Here is a 16,917-nt window from a genome sequence, read left to right as displayed (position 1 = left end):
GGGCACCGGTCCCACCCGGGCGGCGGGCCTCAGCCGGTGCGGCGCAGCAGCGAGATCCGCGAGCGGGTGAGCAGCGCGGCCAGGCCGGCCGCGAGCAGCGGCAGCACCACGACGGTGGTGCCGATGGTGGCCCAGGGGAAGACCACGGCCCCCTTGTTGGCGAGCTCCTCCGGGCTGATCCCGGGGTAGCCGGCCGCGAGTCCCTGGACCTTGCGCAGGGCGACGGCCGGGACGACGCCGCTGATGACGCCGAGCAGGGTGCCCATGGCAGCGATCACTCCGCACTGGAAGCCGGACAGCGTGCGCCGGATGCGCGGTTCGGCGCCGACCGCTGCGAGGGTGGTCAGGTCGCGCTGGGAGTCGGCGGCGGCCAGTCCGGTGGCGATGCCGGCGGCGCCGAGGGCGACGAGGGCGGCGAAGCCGGCCAGGCCGAGGCCGACGAGTCCGGCCTTGGACTGGTAGCCGCGTTCGACGTCGAGCACGGTGCGGTCGGTGAGCTTGGCGAGTGCGCCGTCGGCCTTCTGCTGGTCGCCGTCGGAGGGTGCGGCCGCGGGGAGCCAGACCGAGCCGGCCGGCCTGGTGCTGAAACCGAGGCGGGTGGCGGTGTCCGGGGTGATGACGATCTGGCCGGGGGCCGGCAGTACGGAGGGGGCGAGGACGGCGTCGACCTCGGTCTCGGTCTCCTTGGGCTTGGGGGCGGAGCCGTCGGCGCTCGCGGCGACCGGTTCGGTGTACCGCAGGGCTACCTTGCCGTCCTTGTAGTAGCGCGGGTCGAAGACCACGGCCTTGCCGGCGGCGAGGGCCTGAACGGCCGCCGGGTCGGTGACGCCGTAGAGGTTGCGCAGCAGGGTGGCGTCGCCGGCGGCGAGGTCGCCGTACTGGCTGCCGCCGCGTTCGTGGATCTGGCAGCGCGGGTCGGTGTTCATCACCCGCTTGATCTCGTCCGGTCCGGCCGGGCTGTCGCGGTCGAAGACCGGGCAGCGTCGCTCCTTGGGCGGCATGACCTGGATGTAGCCGCAGTAGGAGCCGGACTGGCAGTCGCCCTTGAGGTCGACGTGGGAGACGTCGGCGCGCGGGCCGAGGCCGGGGATGGAGCGTTCCACGGTGTCGCGCATCTGCGGGAGCAGCTTGGCCTCGGTGGTGTTGCCGAAGCCGCTGTTGAGGATGACGGCGCCGGCCGGGCCGGCGGCGGCGTACTCGCGGCGGTACTGCTCGTCGTAGCTGGCGAGGAAGACGTTGACGGCGACGGAGCCGGCGACGGCGGCCATCACGGCGGCGACGGCGGGTGCGGTGCGGCCGCGGTGGCGGACGGAGTCGCGCAGGGCGAGCCGGGGGCCGAGCGAGAGCCAGCGGCCGAGCTTGCCGAACAGGCCGACCAGGTACGGGGTGAGGGCGACCATGCCGAGTTCGGCGATGAGCGAGCCGCCGAGGACGGCGAGGGTGCGGCTGGAGAAGCCGCTGGTCGCGCCGACCAGGGCGAGGGCGGCGCCGCCGGCGAGCATCAGCAGGCCGAGCAGGGCCAGTTTGCGGCTGGGGGGCTTGAGCGAGTCGCGGCCGGTGAGCGCGGAGACGACGTCCTGCCGGGAGGCCTGGACGGCGGGCACGATGGCGGCGAGCAGTCCGGTGACCAGGCCGACCAGGAGGACGCCGAGCAGGTCGAGCGGCTGGAGGTTGAAGTGGCCGAAGCGGGCGCCGGAGTACTCCTCGGCCTGGGTGCGCAGCAGGGCGACCAGGCCGATGCCGAGGCCGAGGCCGACGGCGGCGCCGGTGAGGCCGAGGACGATGCCGCCGCCGAGGACGACCGCGCGGACGTTGGCGCGGTCACCGCCCGCGGCCGCGAGCAGCCCGAGCTGCCGGCGCGAGCGTCGGGCCCCGACGGCGAAGGCGGGGCCCGCGAGGAGGACGATCTCCAGCAGGGCCATGCCGACGACGGTGCCGAGGATGACGACGGAGGTGCGGTCGAGCAGGGCGGTGCCGCTGGCGCCGCGGATCCGGTCCAGCTCGGTGTAGTAGGGCACCTGGGCGCGCGGGGGCGGGTCGAGCACGACGGTGCGGGAGGCCACGAGGAAGCCGTAGCCGTTGAGTTCGGTGACCTTGGCCCAGTCGAGGGCGGCGCCGGCCGGGAGCTTGACCAGCCAGCGGTCGACGGGGTTGGAGTCGGAGCCCATGTTCGGGTTGGCGTTCGGGAGCTTGCCGACCAGGGTGCCGGGGCGGGCGAGGATCTCGGTGCTCTTGAGGTCGCCGGGGTACTCGACGACGGCGGTGATGGTGAAGGGGTTGGACTCCAGGCCGCGGACGGTGGTGCGGTCGCCGATCCGCAGGCCGGAGCGGTTGAGGAACTCGCGGGTGACGGCGGCCTGTTGGTCGTTCACGGGGGCGCTGCCCTCGACCACGTCGACCAGGCCGCGCCAGACCGGGTCGGTCAGGTCGGCCTCGCCGGTGCGGGTGGTGAGCAGGCCCTCGGTGCTGCTGGCGGCGGTCTGCGGGCCTTCGACGTGCGGCACCAGGGTGCTGCCGGGCGGCAGCAACTGCTGGGCGAGCCGGGCGGGTTCGGTGTCGCGGGCGCGCTGCTGGGCGGGGGTGTACTGGGGGGCGGCGCCGTCCTTGGTCTCGTACTTGGGGCTGAGGACGCGGTAGGACTGGTCGCCCGGGTCGGGGGCCTGCAGGATGGAGGCGCCGCGGTCGGGCATCTCCAGGTGGGCGTCGGCGCGGCCCATGGTGCGCACGACGCGTTCGGAGGGTTCGAGGGTGGCGCTGCGGAAGAACACGTCGGCGCCGGTGACGCCGAGGACGGGCAGCGCGACCATGGCGACGACCAGGGCGCTGCGGCCCTTGGCGCGCAGGGCGTCGCGGCGGGCGATGCGCAGGGCGAGCCGCCAGGCGCTGGGCTTCACTCGTCCACCTGCTTGCTGCCGGCGGCCTGGCTGTTGGCGGCGGCGCTGACGAGCAGGCTGGCGGCGTCCTGGCTGACGGACTCGTCGACCATGCGGCCGTCGCGCAGGAAGACGACGCGGTCGGCCCAGGCGGCGTGCCGGGCCTCGTGGGTGACCATCATGGCGGCGGCGCCGGCGTCGCAGCGGGCGCGCAGCACGGCGAGGACGGCTTCGCCGGTGGTGGAGTCGAGGGCGCCGGTGGGTTCGTCGGCGAGGACGAGGCGGCGGTCGCCGATCAGGGCGCGGGCGATGGCGACGCGCTGCTGCTGGCCGCCGGACATGTCGTCGGGGAAGCGGTCGGCGAGTTCGGGGATGCCGAGCTCCTCCAGGGCGGCGAGGGCTTCGCGGCGGGCGGCGCGGGCGGAGACGCCGTCGAGTTCGCGCGGCAGCGAGATGTTCTCGGCGGCGGTGAGGGCCGGGATCAGGTTGTAGTCCTGGAAGACGTAGCCGATGGAGCGGCGGCGGACCTGGGCGAGCCTCTTGCGGGTGAGCCCGCCGAGGGAGACGCCCTCGACCAGGACCTGGCCGGTGGTCGGGCTGTCGAGGCCGCCGGCCAGGGTGAGCAGGGTGGACTTGCCGGAGCCGGAGGGGCCCATGACGGCGACGAACTCGCCGGGGTGGACCCTGAGGTCGACGCCGCGCAGGGCCTGGACCTCGGCGGCGCCCTGGCCGTGGACGCGGGTGACGTTCTCCAGGTGCAGCACCGGTGTCGGCCGGGGCTGTTGGGTGTGGGACACGGTTCCCCCCTTGTGCTGGGTACGGCTGGGTACGGGTGGGGCGCCGCCGGGGCGCCGGCCGGGTGTCGGGTGGCCGGGCGCCGCTCGGGCGCGGGTACGGCTTGCGGGTGCGTCTCAGGCGCGGGTGCGGCGGCCGAGCCGCTTGGGTTTCGCGGCGCCGTCGCGGGCGGCTTCGGCGGCCTTGGCCTGCCGGAGTTCGGCCTGCTGGGCGAGCCTGGTCTCGCAGTGGTCGAGCCAGCGGATCTCGGCCTCGGTCTGGAAGATCAGCTGGTCGAGGACGAGCAGCCAGGCGAGTTCGTTGCTCTCGGAGGGCACGGCGCCGGGTCTGGTCTCGCCCGCGAGGGCGCGGCCCTTGAGCCGGGTGTAGTCCTGGAGGGCCTTGATGCTGTGCCGGCGCTGGCCCTGGACGACGGCGGAGACGTCCACCCCGGGGACGGTCACGGCCATCGCGAGCTTGATGGCCAGTTCGTCGCGCGGGGGGCTGGTGCGGGGCACCGGGGTGTCGAACCAGGCCCGCAGTTCGGCGCGGCCGGCGTCGGTGACGGCGTAGAACTGGTGGCCCTCCTCGTCCTCCCCGGCGGCCTCGACCAGGCCGTCGCGTTCCAGGCGGGACAGGGTGGTGTAGACCTGCCCGACGTTGAGCGGCCAGGTGGCGCCGGTGCGCGCCTCGAACTCGGTGCGCAGTTGGTAGCCGTAGCGGGGGCCCTGGTCGAGCAGGGCGAGCAGACCGTGGCGGATGGACATACTCAGTATGTATACCCGGTATGCCCTGCGGCCTCAAGCCGCGCCCCCTCCGGTACCGTCGTGCGGTGTGAGCCAGTTGCGCATCGCCACCTTCAACCTGTTGCACGGCCAGCCCCTCGCCCCGGACGGCACCCCGTTGCCCTACCCGGCCGACGCGGGCGCCCCGTTGGCGCAGGCGGTGGCCGCGCTGGACGCCGACGTCCTGGCCCTCCAGGAGGTGGACCGGCACCAGGCGCGCTCGGGCGGCACCGACCAGGCGGCGGTGGCGGCCGCCGCGATGGGCGCCGGCGACTGGCGCTTCGCCGCCGCGCTGCACGGGCGCCCGGCGCCGGTGGCCGGCTGGGTGCCGGAGCCGTCCGGGCCCGCCGGACTGCGGGTGTACGGGCCGGCCGAGGTCGGCGACGGCGCCCCGCCCTCGTACGGCACGGCGCTGCTGACCAGGCTGCCGGTGCGGCACTGGCGGGCCCGCCGGTTCGCCCCGGCACCGTTCGGACTGCCGCTGCGGGTGGCCGGGCGGCGCGGGCTGACCCCGGTGCCGGACGAGCCCCGGGCCGCGCTGGCGGCCGTACTGGAGGGCGAGCGCGGCCCGTTCACGGTGGTGGCCGCGCACCTGTCCTTCGTGCCGGGCTGGAACATGGCGCAGCTGGCCGGGATCCGGCGCTGGATCGCCGACCTGCCCCAGCCGTACCTGGTGCTGGGGGACTTCAACCTGATCGGCGCGGTGCCGCGCACGGTGCTGGGCGGGGCGACGGCGCTGGAGCGCACCGCGCCGCGGGCACGGGTGCGGGAGCTGCGGGCGGCCCGCCGGGCCCGGCCGGCGCTGGGCGCCGGGCTGGGCACCGCGCGCCGGCGGCGGGTGCGCGAGCCGCGGGCCCGGCTGCAGGGCTGGTACGACCTGGCGCGCACGCCGACCTACCCGGCGCACCGGCCGGCGGTGCAGTTCGACCACGTGCTGGCGGTCGGCGTGCCGCGGGCCGTGGTGGGCCCGGCGGCGGCGCCGCACGCCGGGGTGTCGGACCACCGGCCGCTGCTGGTCCGGGTGTCGCTGTAGGGCGTTCCGGCTATCGCTTGATCAGGAGGCTGGCCTGCTGGGGCAGGTGGGCGAGGGCGGGCGGGGTCGGGTCGTACTGCAGGAGCAGCATGGCCGCGTCGTCGCCGAGCTGACGCCCGACGTGGCGCACCACGTCCTCGTGCAGGCGCTGCAGGACGTCCGCGGGGTGGCCGTCGGCGCAGCGCGGGAAGCGCTCGGCGAGCGGGTAGAAGGTGCCGGAGCGGTCGCGGGCCTCGATCATCCCGTCGGTGAACAGCAGCACCCGGTCGCCGGCCAGCAGCGGCACCCGGTGCACCGGGGGGCGGACGTCGGCCGGGTCGAGCACGCCCAACGGCGGTACGGTCTCGGCGAGTTCGAGCGGGTGGACCAGGCCGCCGCGGAGCAGCAGCGGCGCGGGGTGGCCGCAGTTGACGAGTTCGGCGGTGCCGTCCGGTCCGACCCCGATCAGGACCAGGGTGACGAACTCCTCCTCCACGCCGGGGTGGTCGTTCTCGTGCAGGGCGCGGTCGAGGCTGACGGCCAGCCAGCCGGCCACCCGGTCGAGGGCGGGCTCCTGGTGGGCGGCCTCGCGGAAGGCGCCGAGGACGGCGGCGGCGGTCTCGACCGCGCCGAGGCCCTTGCCGCGGACGTCGCCGACCACGGCCCGCACCCCGTGCCGGGTGTTGACGACCTCGTACAGGTCGCCGCCGATCCGGGCGTGGGCGGCGGCGGCCTCGTAGTGGACGGCGGCGCGCACGCTGCCGACCCGTTCGGGGACGGGCCGCAGCAGCACCCGGCGGGCGATCGAGGCGACCAACTGGGCGTCGGCCAGGGCGCGTTCCTGGCGCAGTCGCAGGGTGGCGCTGACCCAGCCGATCGTGGCGACCAGCAGGATCGCGATGACGCTGGCGGCGTGCACGGACTCGCCGAGCGCGTCGCTGCGCAGGGCCATCAGGAAGGCCGCCGCCTCGGTGCCCAGGCCGATGACGAGCGGGTACCAGGTGCGGCGGCTGACCACGGCGGCCAGCGCGGGTACGGCGGTGAGGGCGGGTTCGACCGTCACCTCGGTGCCGCTGAGGTAGTCGAGGGCGACGATCAGCGCCATGCCGAGGAGGGGCAGCGCGAGCGCCGTCCTCGGCCAGGTGCCGGTCGTGCCCGGTGCGGGTCCCGGGGTCGGCCCGGTGAACCGCTCTCTGATCCATCCGGTCGCGCTCAACTTCGGTCTCTCCAGCAGAAGACGCCGATGCCCGTGGGCACCTGCGGCGATGACTGAGGGTTAGGGAATGCGGGCCTCGCCGGCGGCCGGAGTACGGGGGTTGACCGGTTACCGACCCCACAATAGGCGCGAAACGTGCATGACGCACAGGTTTCGGACGTCGGCGCGATGACTCGGGTGCTCTGCGTGACTCATTAGTCACTGTTCCCGATCAGGAGCCGTTCCAACTCTTTTCGGTCGGGAAGTCGCTCCGGACGTACGATCCGTCCGCTGCGGACGTACAGGAACGACGCCGTGACCTGCTCGGGATCAACGCCCGCCTGCTCCGCCCAGGCCAGCCGGTAGACGGCGAGCTGCAGCGGGTCGGCGGTCTCCTCCCGGTGGGTCTTCCAGTCCACCACTTCGTAGCGTGACGCACCACTGGATTCCGACACCCCGTCACCGTCCCGGTAGACCGCGTCGATCCGGCCGCGCACCACCCGCCCCGCGAGCACCAGGTGGAACGGGGCCTCCACCCGGTACGGCCGGCGCCGGGCGTACGGGGTGCGCAGGAACGCCTCCTTGAGCTGCTCCAGGTCCCGCTCGTCCTCGATGCCGTCGTCGTCGGCGCCGGGCAGCGCGCCGGGCTCGATCAGCAGCAGCGGCTCGATCCGGGACTGCACCCAGGCGTGGAAGCGGGTGCCGCGCCGGGCGGCGGGCTGCGGGGGGCGCGGCATCGGGCGGGCCAGCTCGTGCGCGAAGCCGTCCGGGTCGGCGGCCAGGCGCAGCAGCTGGGTGGCGGACAGCGCGGGCGGCAGCGGGACCTCGCGGGCGGTGCGCCGGGAGCGCTCCAACTCGCCCAGCAGCGCGGTCAGGTCGCGGTCCCAGGAGGCGACCTGGCGCTGGTCCTCGACGGCCATGGGTTCCGCCTCCCCCGCGGGCCCTCCGGCCAGGCGGGTGCGCACCACCTCGGCGACCCGGCGGCGGGCGTGCTGGGCGGCCGGGTCCAGCGGCAGCGGCCAGGGGCGCTCGACGGCGTCGGCCAGCGCCGGGTTCCGGGCGTCCTTCTCCGGCTGCTCGGCCCAGTGCTCGACCTCGCCGGCGCCGGGCCGCTCGCAGTGGGCGCGCAGCTGCTCCAGGAAGGCGGACGGGCCGCGGACGGTCTTCTGGCTGGGCCCCCACCAGTGCCCGGAGGCCAGCAGCAGGGCGCGGGGGCGGGTGAACGCGACGTAGCCCAGGCGCAGTTCCTCGGTGCCGGAGTGCTCGGCCAGCTCCTTCTTGAACGCGGCCATCGACTTGGACGTCCAGCCGCCGCGCACGTCGGGCAGGGTCGCGCGGTCGCCGCGCAGGGCGTGCGGGAGCACGCGCTTGGTGCTGGTCCAGCGTTCGCGCGGGCTGCCGGACGGGAACGCGCCCTTCACCAGGCCGGGGACGGCCACCACGTCCCACTCCAGGCCCTTGGACTTGTGCGCGGTGAGCACCTTCACGGTGTCCTCGCCGCCGGGCAGGCTGCTGTCCAGGCCGCGGTCGTGCTCCTGGGCGGCGCGCAGGAAGCCGAGGAAGGCGGCCAGACCCGGGTCGCCGTCCAGGTCGGCGAAGGAGGCGGCGACGTCCAGGAAGGCGTGCAGGGTCTCCCGCCGGCGGGCGGCCAGCGCCTGCGGGGAGGCGGACAGCTCGACCTCCAGGCCGGTGACGGTCAGCACCCGGTGCAGCACGTCCATCAGCGGGTCGGCCAGCGAGCGGCGCAGCTCGCGCAGTTCGGCGGCGAGCCGGGCGAAGCGCACCCTGGCCTCGGCGGAGAACGGCAGGTCGTCGGGCTGGTCGCCCTCCCCGCCGGGAGAGAGGAAGGTCTCGACCGCGTCGGCCAGCGAGACCACCTCGGTGGGGTCGGCCTCGGCGACGGCCGCGGCCAGCGCCTCCACGCCCTCGGGCCGCTCGGTGCGCACCAGTTCGGCGGCCCGGCGGCCGAGCAGGGCGAGGTCGCGCGGGCCGATCCGCCAGCGCGGGCCGATCAGCAGGCGCACCAGGGCGGCGTTGGCGGTCGGGTCCTGGAGCACCTCGCAGACCGCCACCAGGTCAGCCACCTCGGGCAGTTGCAGCAGCCCGCCGAGTCCCACCACCTCGACCGGGACCTCGCGGGCGACGAGCGCGGCGTGGATGTCGGGGAAGGCCGCGCCGCCCCGGCAGAGCACGGCGATCCGGCCGGGCGCGGTGCCGGTGCGCACCAGGTGGGCGATCGAGTCGGCGAGCCAGTCGACCTCCTCGGCGTGGGTGGGCAGCAGCGCGGCCCGCACGTAGCCGTCCTGTTCGGCGCCGGGTGCCGGGCGCAGCGCCTCGACGCCCTCGTGCAGGGCGCGCAGCGGGGCGGCGAGCTCGTTGGCGAAGGCGAGCAGCCGGCCGCCGCTGCGGCGGTTCTCGCTGAGCGCGTAGCGGTCGGCGGGGCGTCCGTCGGCCTTCGGGAAGTGCCGGGGGAAGTCGTCGAGGTTGGCGACGGAGGCGCCGCGCCAGCCGTAGATGGCCTGGCAGGGGTCGCCGACGGCGGTCACCGGGTGGCCGCCCCCGGTGTGCTCGGGGCCCGCGCCGAACAGGCCGGCGAGCATCAGGCGCTGGGCGACGGAGGTGTCCTGGTACTCGTCCAGCAGGACGACCCGGTACTGGCCGCGGAGCAGTTCGCCGACCTCGGGGCGCTGCTGGGCGAGGCCGGCGGCGGCGGCTATCTGGTCGCCGAAGTCCATCAGCCCGGCGCCCCGCTTGCGGCGGCGGTACTCCTCGACCAGGCGCAGCAGTTCCAGCCGGGCGCGGGCGGTGACGGGGACGGCCCGCAGGTCGTCGTTGCCGAGCTTGACGGTGGCGAGGGTGTCGAGCAGCTGCTCGTCGTGGGCGCGCAGGGCGGCGGGCTCGACCAGGTGCTCGGCAAGTTCGCCGTCCAGGGCGGTGAGGTCGGCGACCAGGTTGGCGAAGGTGCCGGTGAGGGCGGGGAAGGGGCCGCGGGCGGTGCGCAGCACCTTGGCGGCGAGCTGGAAGCGGGTCGCGTCGGCGAGCAGCCGCACGTCCGGCTCGATGCCGATCCGCAGGCCGTGCTCCTTGAGCAGGCGGCCGGCGAAGGCGTGGTAGGTGGAGATCTCGGGCTCGCCGAGCGGCTCGCCCTCGTCCCGGTCGGCGACGCCGGCCCGGAGCAGGGCGGTGCGGACGCGTTCGGCGAGTTCGCCAGCGGCCTTGTTGGTGAAGGTGAGGCCGAGCACCTCCTCGGGCCGGACGGCGCCGGAGCCGACCAGCCAGACGACCCGGGCGGCCATCACGGTGGTCTTGCCGGAGCCGGCGCCGGCCACGATCACGGCCGGGGCGAGGGGGGCGCCGATGGCCGCCATCTGTTCCCGGTTGAACGGGATGCCCAGCAGCTCCTTGAGCTGGTCGGGATGGCTGAGCACGGCGGTCACCCCGCAACCGTAACGGGCACCGACGACACTCCGGACACCCGGCGAACGTGACCCCGGCTACTCGACCGGCTACTCGACGAGCTGGGCGCCGTCGCGCTGGGCGGAGCAGCTGCGGCGGAAGGAGCAGCGGTCGCAGCCGCCGCCGGTCTGCGGGACGAAGCGTTCGGCGAGGACCTTGCCGGCGGCCTCGGCGAGCAGGTTCTCGATCCACGGCTCGCCCTCGGGCGGCTCCTGCCGCTGCACCTTGGGGGCGTCCGGGTCGGCCTTGGCGGCGGCCTCGCGCAGGTGGACGAGTTCCGCGCCGCCGGTGGCCGGGGGGTGGTCGGTGAAGCCGGGCAGCTCGTTGAGGGCGCCGGCCCGGACGGCCAGCTGGTAGACGGCGAGCTGCTTGTGCTCGGGCAGCGACTTGTCGGTGGGGATCTGCTTGCCGGTCTTGAAGTCGACCACGTAGGCGCGTCCGGCGTGGTCCTTCTCGACCCGGTCCATCGAGCCGCGGATGCGCACCGAGACGCCGCCGACGTCGAGGGTGACGTCGAAGCCGTGCTCGGTGGCGACCAGGTCGCGGCCGCGCTCCAGGACGTGCCAGTTGAGGAAGCGCTCCAGGGCGGTGCGGGCCTCGCCCTTCTCCTGCTGGGACTTCCAGGGGGCGTCGAAGGCGAGGGCGTCCCAGACGGTGTCCAGGCGGGCCATCAGGACGGAGAGGTCGGCGGGGGTGCGGCCGGAGCCGACCTCGTCGGCGAGGGCGTGCACCACGTTGCCGAAGCCCTGGGCGGCGGTGCCGGGGGCGCGGGCCTTGACCTCCTTGTCGAGGAACCACTGCAGCGAGCAGTTCTCCAGCTGTTCCAGGCCGCTGCCGGACAGCCGGACGGGCGCGTCGGCGCTGCGCAGCGGCTCGGGGGCGGTGGTGGCGTCGTCCAGGCCCCACCAGCGGTCGGGGTGGGCGGCGGGCACCAGCGGCAGCCCGTCCTCGTCGGTGGCGGCGGCCAGGGTGGCGAGGCGTTCGGCGGCGGCGCGGCGCAGTTCGGGCGAGCGGGCGGGGTCGACGGTGACGGCGCGCAGTTCGGCGACCAGGGCGGCCACCGAGAGCGGGCGGCGCGGGCGGTGGGTGACGTCCTCGACGGTGACCGGCGGGGTGCGGCGCACCACCTTGCCGGTGCGGGGGTCGACGTCCTCGCGGTAGAGCTCGCGCAGGAAGCGGGAGGGTTCGTCGCCGTCGTCGGCGGGCGCCTTGACGGCGGTGACGATCAGTCGTTCCTTGGCGCGGGTGGCGGCGACGTAGAAGAGCCGGCGCTCCTCGCCGAGCAGGGCGGCCGGGGAGAGCGGTTCGGCGAGGCCGTCGCGGCCGATCCGGTCGGCCTCCAGGAGGGAGCCGCGGCGGCGCAGGTCGGGCCAGAGGCCGTCCTGGACGCCGGCGACCACGACCAGGCGCCACTCCAGGCCCTTGGAGCGGTGGGCGGTCATCAGCCGCACCGCCTCGGGGCGGACGGTGCGGACGGTGAGGGTGTCGGCGGCGATGTCCTGGGCTTCGAGTTCGGCGAGCAGGTCGAGGGCGCTGCGGTGGCCGGTGACCTGCTCCTCGGCGCGGGCGGCGGTCTCGAACAGGGCGCACAGCGCGTCCAGGTCGCGGTCGGCGTTGCGGCCGGCGGCGCCGCCGCGCAGGGCGGCGCGCTCCAGGCGTTCGCGCCAGCGGCGGCTGCCGTCCCACAGCTCCCACAGGGCGTCCTCGGCGGTGCAGCCGCCGGCCAGCAGTTCGCGGACCTTGCGCAGCAGGGTGCCGAGGTCGCGGGCGCGGCGGGCGGTGGCCGGGTCGAGGGCGATCAGCCGCTCGGGTTCGGCGAGGGCCTCGCGGATCAGTTCGCCGGCCGGGCGCGGGGCGGCGGGGACGCCGTCGGGACGGCGGTCGGAGCCGCCGTCGGGACCGCCGTCGGCGCGCGCGGCGGCGCGCAGGGCGGCGCGTTCCTCCTCGCGCAGGGCGCGGCCGAGGCGGCGCAGGTCGGAGCCGTCGAGGCCGCCGAGCGGGCCGGTGAGCAGGGTGTGGGCCAGCTCCTCGGTGAGCGGGTCGGGGGTGTGCGGGCCGGGGGTGTCGAGGAGGGCCCGCTTGTCGCGGGCGGCCTGCTCGGCGCAGACCCGCAGGGCGAGCAGCAGCTGGGCGACGGCGGGTTCCTCGCGCAGCGGCAGGTCGTCGCCGTCGATCTCCAGCGGGACGCCGGCCGCGCCGAGGGCCCGCCGTACGCCGGGGATGGAGCGGGCGCCGGCCCGGACCAGGACGGCCATCTCGCCCCAGGGCACGCCGTCCTCCAGGTGGGCGCGGCGCAGCAGGTCGGCGATCGAGTCGAGTTCGGCGCCGGGGGTGGGGTAGGTGTACACCTCGACCCGGCCGCCCTCGCGGGAGGGCAGCAGGGCGCGGTGCTGGGCGAGTTTGTCGGCGGGCAGCCGGCCCATCGGCATCCGGCGGGCGAGTTCGCGGGAGGCGGCGAGCAGCAGGGCGCCGGAGCGGCGGGAGACCCGCAGCACCTTGACCTCGGCGGGGGTGCCGTCGGGGCGGCGGAAGGCCTGGGGGAAGTCGAGGATGCCGTTGATGTCGGCGCCGCGGAAGGCGTAGATCGACTGGTCGGGGTCGCCGACGGCGATCAGGTCGCGGCCGCCGCCGGCGAGCCGGCGCAGCAGCCGGACCTGGGAGGGGTCGGTGTCCTGGTACTCGTCGACGAGGACGACGTCGTAGCGGCGGCGCAGTTCCTCGCCGATCTCGGGGCGTTCGGCGAGCAGGACGGCGCGGTGGACGAGTTCGGCGTAGTCGAGGACGCCGCGCAGGTCGAGCACGTCGAGGTAGTCGGCGAGGAAGTGCGCGGCGGCGGCCCAGTCGGGGCGCTGGACGCCCTGGGCGAAGCGTTCGAGTTCGGCCTCGCCGAGGCCGAGTTCGCGGCTGCGGGCGAGCACGGCGCGGACTTCGTCGGCGAAGCCGCGGGTGGTCAGGCAGGCGCGGAGGTCGAGCGGCCAGGCGATCCGGCCGCGGCCGTCGCGGGCGTCCTCGGCGCCGCCGGCCAGCAGTTCGCGGACCATGACGTCCTGTTCGGGGCCGGAGAGCAGCCGCAGTGGTTCGGCGTAGTCCTCCGGGTCCTGGTGGGCGCGCAGCAGGGCGTAGCAGAAGGAGTGGAAGGTGGTGGCCTGCGGGGTGGCGGCGGTGGAGCCGAGCCGGCCGGACATCCGGTCGCGCAGTTCGACGGCGGCCTTGCGGCTGAAGGTGAGGACGAGGATCTTCTCGGGGTCGGTGCCGTCCTGGATCCGCCGGGCGACCGCCTCGACCAGGGTGGTGGTCTTGCCCGTGCCCGGTCCGGCGAGGACGAGCAGCGGGCCGCCGGCGTGCTCGACCACGGCGCGCTGGTAGGCGTCCAGCACGGGCGGGTCGGGCTGGACGAGCGGGTTGCGCACGAGCCGGTAGGGCGAACTCACGAACGGGTCCTGGGGTTGTACGGAGAGTCATGGCCGGGGCGGGCCGCGCGGGCCCGCCCGCATCGAGCCTACGATCCTGCCCCGTCAATCCCGTCCGCGCTCGGGATTCGGTGAAGTCTCCCCGCCGTCCCAGCGGGCCTGCCCGAGGTCGACCCGGGGCGGGTCGGCGAGTGGGCGCAGCGGGGTGCCCTCCTCGCCGTAGTGGGCGAGGGCGCGGTGCTCGTGGCCGGGCAGCAGGCGGCCGTCCGCGCGGATCACCCGCCACCAGGGCACCGAGCCGCCGTACAGGGCCATCACCCGGCCGACCTGCCGGGGGCCGCCCTGGCCGAGGTACTCGGCGACGTCGCCGTAGGTCATCACCCGGCCGGGTGGAATCCGCTCGGTCAGGTCGAGCACCAGTTCGGCGAACGGTGGTAGGGCGTCCGGGACGCCGTCGTCTGTTACGTCCGTCACCTGCGGCATTCTTCCTCATGGGGACGCGCGCGCGGCCCCGTACGAACGACCCGCCGCGCCCGATCCGGCCCCTGTCCAGCACGGGGGGCCGGGGCATGCCACCATCTTCGGGGCGGTGAGTGGTGATACGAGGACAAGACCAGATGACCGGGACGGCTGACGTGGGCGTGGACAAGGACTCCGACGAGTCCGGATCCGTCGTGCCCCCGGCGCCCGGTGACGAGTCCGAAGGGCGGCCCGGGAGCGGGCCGACCCCGGAAGTCTCCCTGATCAAGGACCTGACGATCAAGACCCCCACGCCCGAGAAGGCCCCCGGGGCCCCGGCGGAGCCGCCCGCACCCGCGCCCGCGCCCGTCCCCGCCCCGGCCGCGCCCGCCGCCCCGGCCGCGCGGACCGAGTACCACGACCCGCTGGACGACGCCCCGCACCTGGACGTCGACGAGCCGCTGCTCGCCGCCCGCGCGCACCGCCCGTCCGACCTGATCCGCTTCCTGGCCGGGGTCTTCGGGATAGTCGCCGTCTTCGTCCTGGCCGGCATCGCCACCTCGACGACCACCGGCATCGAGCAGGACATCGCCACCAACGCGCCGCACTTCTCCGCGGTGCTGTCCACCATCACCGGCCTGGTCTCCAGCGTCGCGGTGCTCGCCGTGCCGCTGGCCTTCGCGGTCGAGCGGCTGATCAAACGCGACGGCCTGCGGGTCGCCGACGGCGTGCTCGCCTCGGTGCTCGCGTACGGCGTCTCGCTGGGCATCGACTGGTGGGTGGCCGAGGGCGCCTCCGAGCACATCCGCACGGCGCTGACCCGGCTGCCGCTGGACAGCAACGGCAGCCTCACCGACCCGGTGCACGGCTACCTCGCCCCGGTGATCGCCTACATGACCGCCGTCGGCATGTCGAGCCGACCGCGCTGGCGGGTGGCGCTGTGGGTGGTGGTGGTCTTCAGCGGGGTCACCGAGCTGCTCGGCGGCTACACCACCCCGCTGTCGCTGATGCTCACCGTGCTGATCGGCTGGTCCGTCGCCTACGGCACGCTGTACGCGATCGGCTCCCCCAACATCCGGCCCACCGGCCAGCACCTGATGATCGGCCTGCGCAAGGTCGGCTTCACCCCGGACGGCGCCCACCGCGCCCCGGACGCCCCCGGCGGCACCCGCCGCTACTACGTCACCCAGCAGGACGGCCCGCCGCTGGACGTCCACATCATCGACCGCGAGCAGCAGGCCTCCGGCTTCTTCTACCGGGCCTGGCGCCGGCTGCGGCTGCGCTCGGTGGCGGTGCGCCGCAGCCCCCAGTCGCTGCGCCAGGCGCTGGAGCAGGAGGCCCTGATCGCGTACGCGGCGGCCGCCTCGGGCGCCCGCGCTCCGCAGCTGGTGGCCACCTCCGAGCTGGGCCCGGACGCCGCGATCCTGGTGTACGAGAACGTCGAGGGCCGCACCCTGGACGAGCTCGCCGACGCGGAGGTCACCGACCGGGTGATGGCCTCGCTGTGGCAGTCGGTGGCGGCCCTGCACGAGCGCCGGATCGCCCACCGCCGGCTGACCGGCGAGTCGCTGCTGGTCGTCGACGACGAGACGGCCTGCCTGGTCAACCTGTCCGGCGGCGACATCGCCGCCACCGACCTGACCCTGCGCATCGACGTCGCCCAGCTGCTCACCACCTTCGCGCTGCGGATCGGCCCCGAGCGGGCCGTCGCCACCGCCAACGCGGTGCTCGGCGCGGACCGGGTCGCCCAGGCCCTGCCGCTGCTCCAGCCGGTCGGGATGAGCCGCTCCACCCGGGTCGACCTCGCCAAGCTCACCAAGGAGCGCAAGACCGCCGCCCGGGCCAGGGCCCTGGAGCAGGTCGCGGCCGGGGAGCGCACCCAGGAACAGGCCGAGGAGGACATCGCGGCGGCCGGCGAGGACCTGCTCAGCCGCATCCGCGGCCAGATCCTGCAGATCGCCCCCGAGGCGCCGATGGAGCCCGCCAAGCTGGAGCGGCTCAAGCCGAAGAGCCTGATCATGGTGATCGCGCTCACCTTCGCCGCCTACCTGGCGCTGACCACCATCAAGCCGGCCCAGCTCAAGCTCTCCCAGATGAACTGGGCGTGGGCGGCGGCGGCCCTGCTGGCGGCCGCGTTCAGCTACGTCGCCGCCGCGATGAGCCTGACCGGCTTCGTCCCCGAGCGGCTGCCGTTCCGGCGCACCGTCGCGGCCCAGCTGGCCGGCTCCTTCGTGAAGCTGGTCGCCCCCGCCGCGATCGGCGGCATCGCGCTCAACACCCGCTACCTGCAGAAGGCCGGGATCCGCCCGGGCCAGGCGGTCGCCTCGGTCGGCGCCTCCCAGCTGGCGGGCCTGGCCGGGCACCTGCTGCTGCTGTTCAGCTTCGGCCTGATCACCGGCAGCCAGACCAACGGCGACCTCTCCGCCTCCCGGGCGGTGATCATCGGGGTGCTGACCGCCGCCGTGCTCGCCCTGGTGGTGGCCGCGGTGGCGCCGCTGCGCCGCTTCGTGCTGGGCCGGCTGCGCTCGCTGTTCTTCGGCGTGGTGCCGCGGATGCTCGACCTGATGCAGACGCCCAGCAAGCTGATCACCGGCTTCGGCGGCATCCTGCTGCTGACCCTGTCCTTCACCGCCTGCCTGGACTTCTCGGTGCAGGCCTTCGGCGGCGACGTCAGCTTCTCGGCCGTCGCGGTGGTCTTCCTGACCGCCAACGCGGCCGGCTCGGCGATCCCCACCCCGGGCGGCATCGGCCCGGTCGAGGTGGCCCTGATCGGCGCCCTGACCGTCGCGGACGTCTCCCCCGCGGTCGCCACCCCGGCGGTGTTCCTCTTCCGGGCGCTCACCTTCTGGCTGCCGGTGCTGCCGGGCTGGATCGCCTACAACGTGCTGCAGCGCCGGCACGCGCTCTGAGCGGGGCACCCGCGGACGCACCAGGGGCCCCACCGCTCGGCGGT

General features: G+C 75.3%; 9 protein-coding genes. 2 read left to right on the top strand and 7 right to left on the bottom strand.

Annotated features, from left to right (window positions below):
- Positions 1-29: 29 nt before the first annotated feature.
- From ACFC1T_RS07635 to ACFC1T_RS07625, 3 genes are all read right to left on the bottom strand, one after another.
- Positions 30-2,894 carry an FtsX-like permease family protein gene (locus tag ACFC1T_RS07635; RefSeq protein ID WP_375884856.1) on the bottom strand — a complete coding sequence of 955 codons (2,865 nt, stop codon included), beginning with the start codon at positions 2,892-2,894 and terminating at the stop codon, positions 30-32.
- Entirely contained in the window at positions 2,891-3,670 is a 780-nt protein-coding gene (locus tag ACFC1T_RS07630) for an ABC transporter ATP-binding protein (protein WP_375884853.1), read from the bottom strand. Before ACFC1T_RS07630 ends, ACFC1T_RS07635 begins: the two co-directional genes overlap by 4 nt.
- A 114-nt stretch (positions 3,671-3,784) precedes the next feature.
- The gene (locus tag ACFC1T_RS07625; protein WP_375884850.1) at positions 3,785-4,414 is read right to left on the bottom strand and encodes a PadR family transcriptional regulator; all 630 of its coding nucleotides are present in this window, start codon (positions 4,412-4,414) and stop codon (positions 3,785-3,787) included.
- A 67-nt stretch (positions 4,415-4,481) separates the two neighbouring features.
- On the opposite strand from ACFC1T_RS07625, the gene ACFC1T_RS07620 reads away from it, so the two are divergent.
- Complete coding sequence (locus ACFC1T_RS07620; protein WP_375884847.1) at positions 4,482-5,465, top strand: endonuclease/exonuclease/phosphatase family protein; 984 nt, start codon at positions 4,482-4,484, stop codon at positions 5,463-5,465.
- Between the two features lie 10 nt (positions 5,466-5,475).
- On the opposite strand, the gene ACFC1T_RS07615 is transcribed toward ACFC1T_RS07620, so the two are convergent.
- The 4 genes from ACFC1T_RS07615 to ACFC1T_RS07600 form a co-directional block, all read right to left on the bottom strand.
- Positions 5,476-6,660: a PP2C family protein-serine/threonine phosphatase gene (locus ACFC1T_RS07615; protein ID WP_375884845.1), complete on the bottom strand. Its 1,185-nt coding sequence runs from the start codon at positions 6,658-6,660 to the stop codon at positions 5,476-5,478.
- A 194-nt stretch (positions 6,661-6,854) separates the two neighbouring features.
- On the bottom strand, positions 6,855-10,076 hold the full coding sequence (locus tag ACFC1T_RS07610) for a UvrD-helicase domain-containing protein (protein WP_375884842.1): 3,222 nt from the start codon (positions 10,074-10,076) through the stop codon (positions 6,855-6,857).
- A 69-nt stretch (positions 10,077-10,145) separates the two neighbouring features.
- A complete protein-coding gene (locus tag ACFC1T_RS07605; RefSeq protein WP_375884841.1) occupies positions 10,146-13,526 on the bottom strand; it encodes an ATP-dependent helicase in 3,381 nt (1,126 codons plus the stop codon).
- An 84-nt stretch (positions 13,527-13,610) separates the two neighbouring features.
- Entirely contained in the window at positions 13,611-13,988 is a 378-nt protein-coding gene (locus tag ACFC1T_RS07600) for an MGMT family protein (protein WP_375884839.1), read from the bottom strand.
- A 134-nt stretch (positions 13,989-14,122) separates the two neighbouring features.
- On the opposite strand from ACFC1T_RS07600, the gene ACFC1T_RS07595 reads away from it, so the two are divergent.
- Positions 14,123-16,873 carry a flippase-like domain-containing protein gene (locus tag ACFC1T_RS07595; RefSeq protein ID WP_375884837.1) on the top strand — a complete coding sequence of 917 codons (2,751 nt, stop codon included), beginning with the start codon at positions 14,123-14,125 and terminating at the stop codon, positions 16,871-16,873.
- Positions 16,874-16,917: the final 44 nt, after the last annotated feature.

The organism is Kitasatospora sp. NPDC056076 (assembly GCF_042266305.1).
GTDB lineage: Bacteria > Actinomycetota > Actinomycetes > Streptomycetales > Streptomycetaceae > Kitasatospora.
Note: the sequence above shows the minus strand (reverse complement) of the source record. Positions and strands in the feature narration are given on the sequence as shown.

Coding starts and splice junctions, on each gene's coding strand:
- ACFC1T_RS07625 (WP_375884850.1), bottom strand. CDS start 4,414: ATGTCCATCCGCCACGGTCTGCTCGCCCTGCTCGACCAGGGCCCCCGC.
- ACFC1T_RS07600 (WP_375884839.1), bottom strand. CDS start 13,988: ATGCCGCAGGTGACGGACGTAACAGACGACGGCGTCCCGGACGCCCTA.
- ACFC1T_RS07595 (WP_375884837.1), top strand. CDS start 14,123: ATGACCGGGACGGCTGACGTGGGCGTGGACAAGGACTCCGACGAGTCC.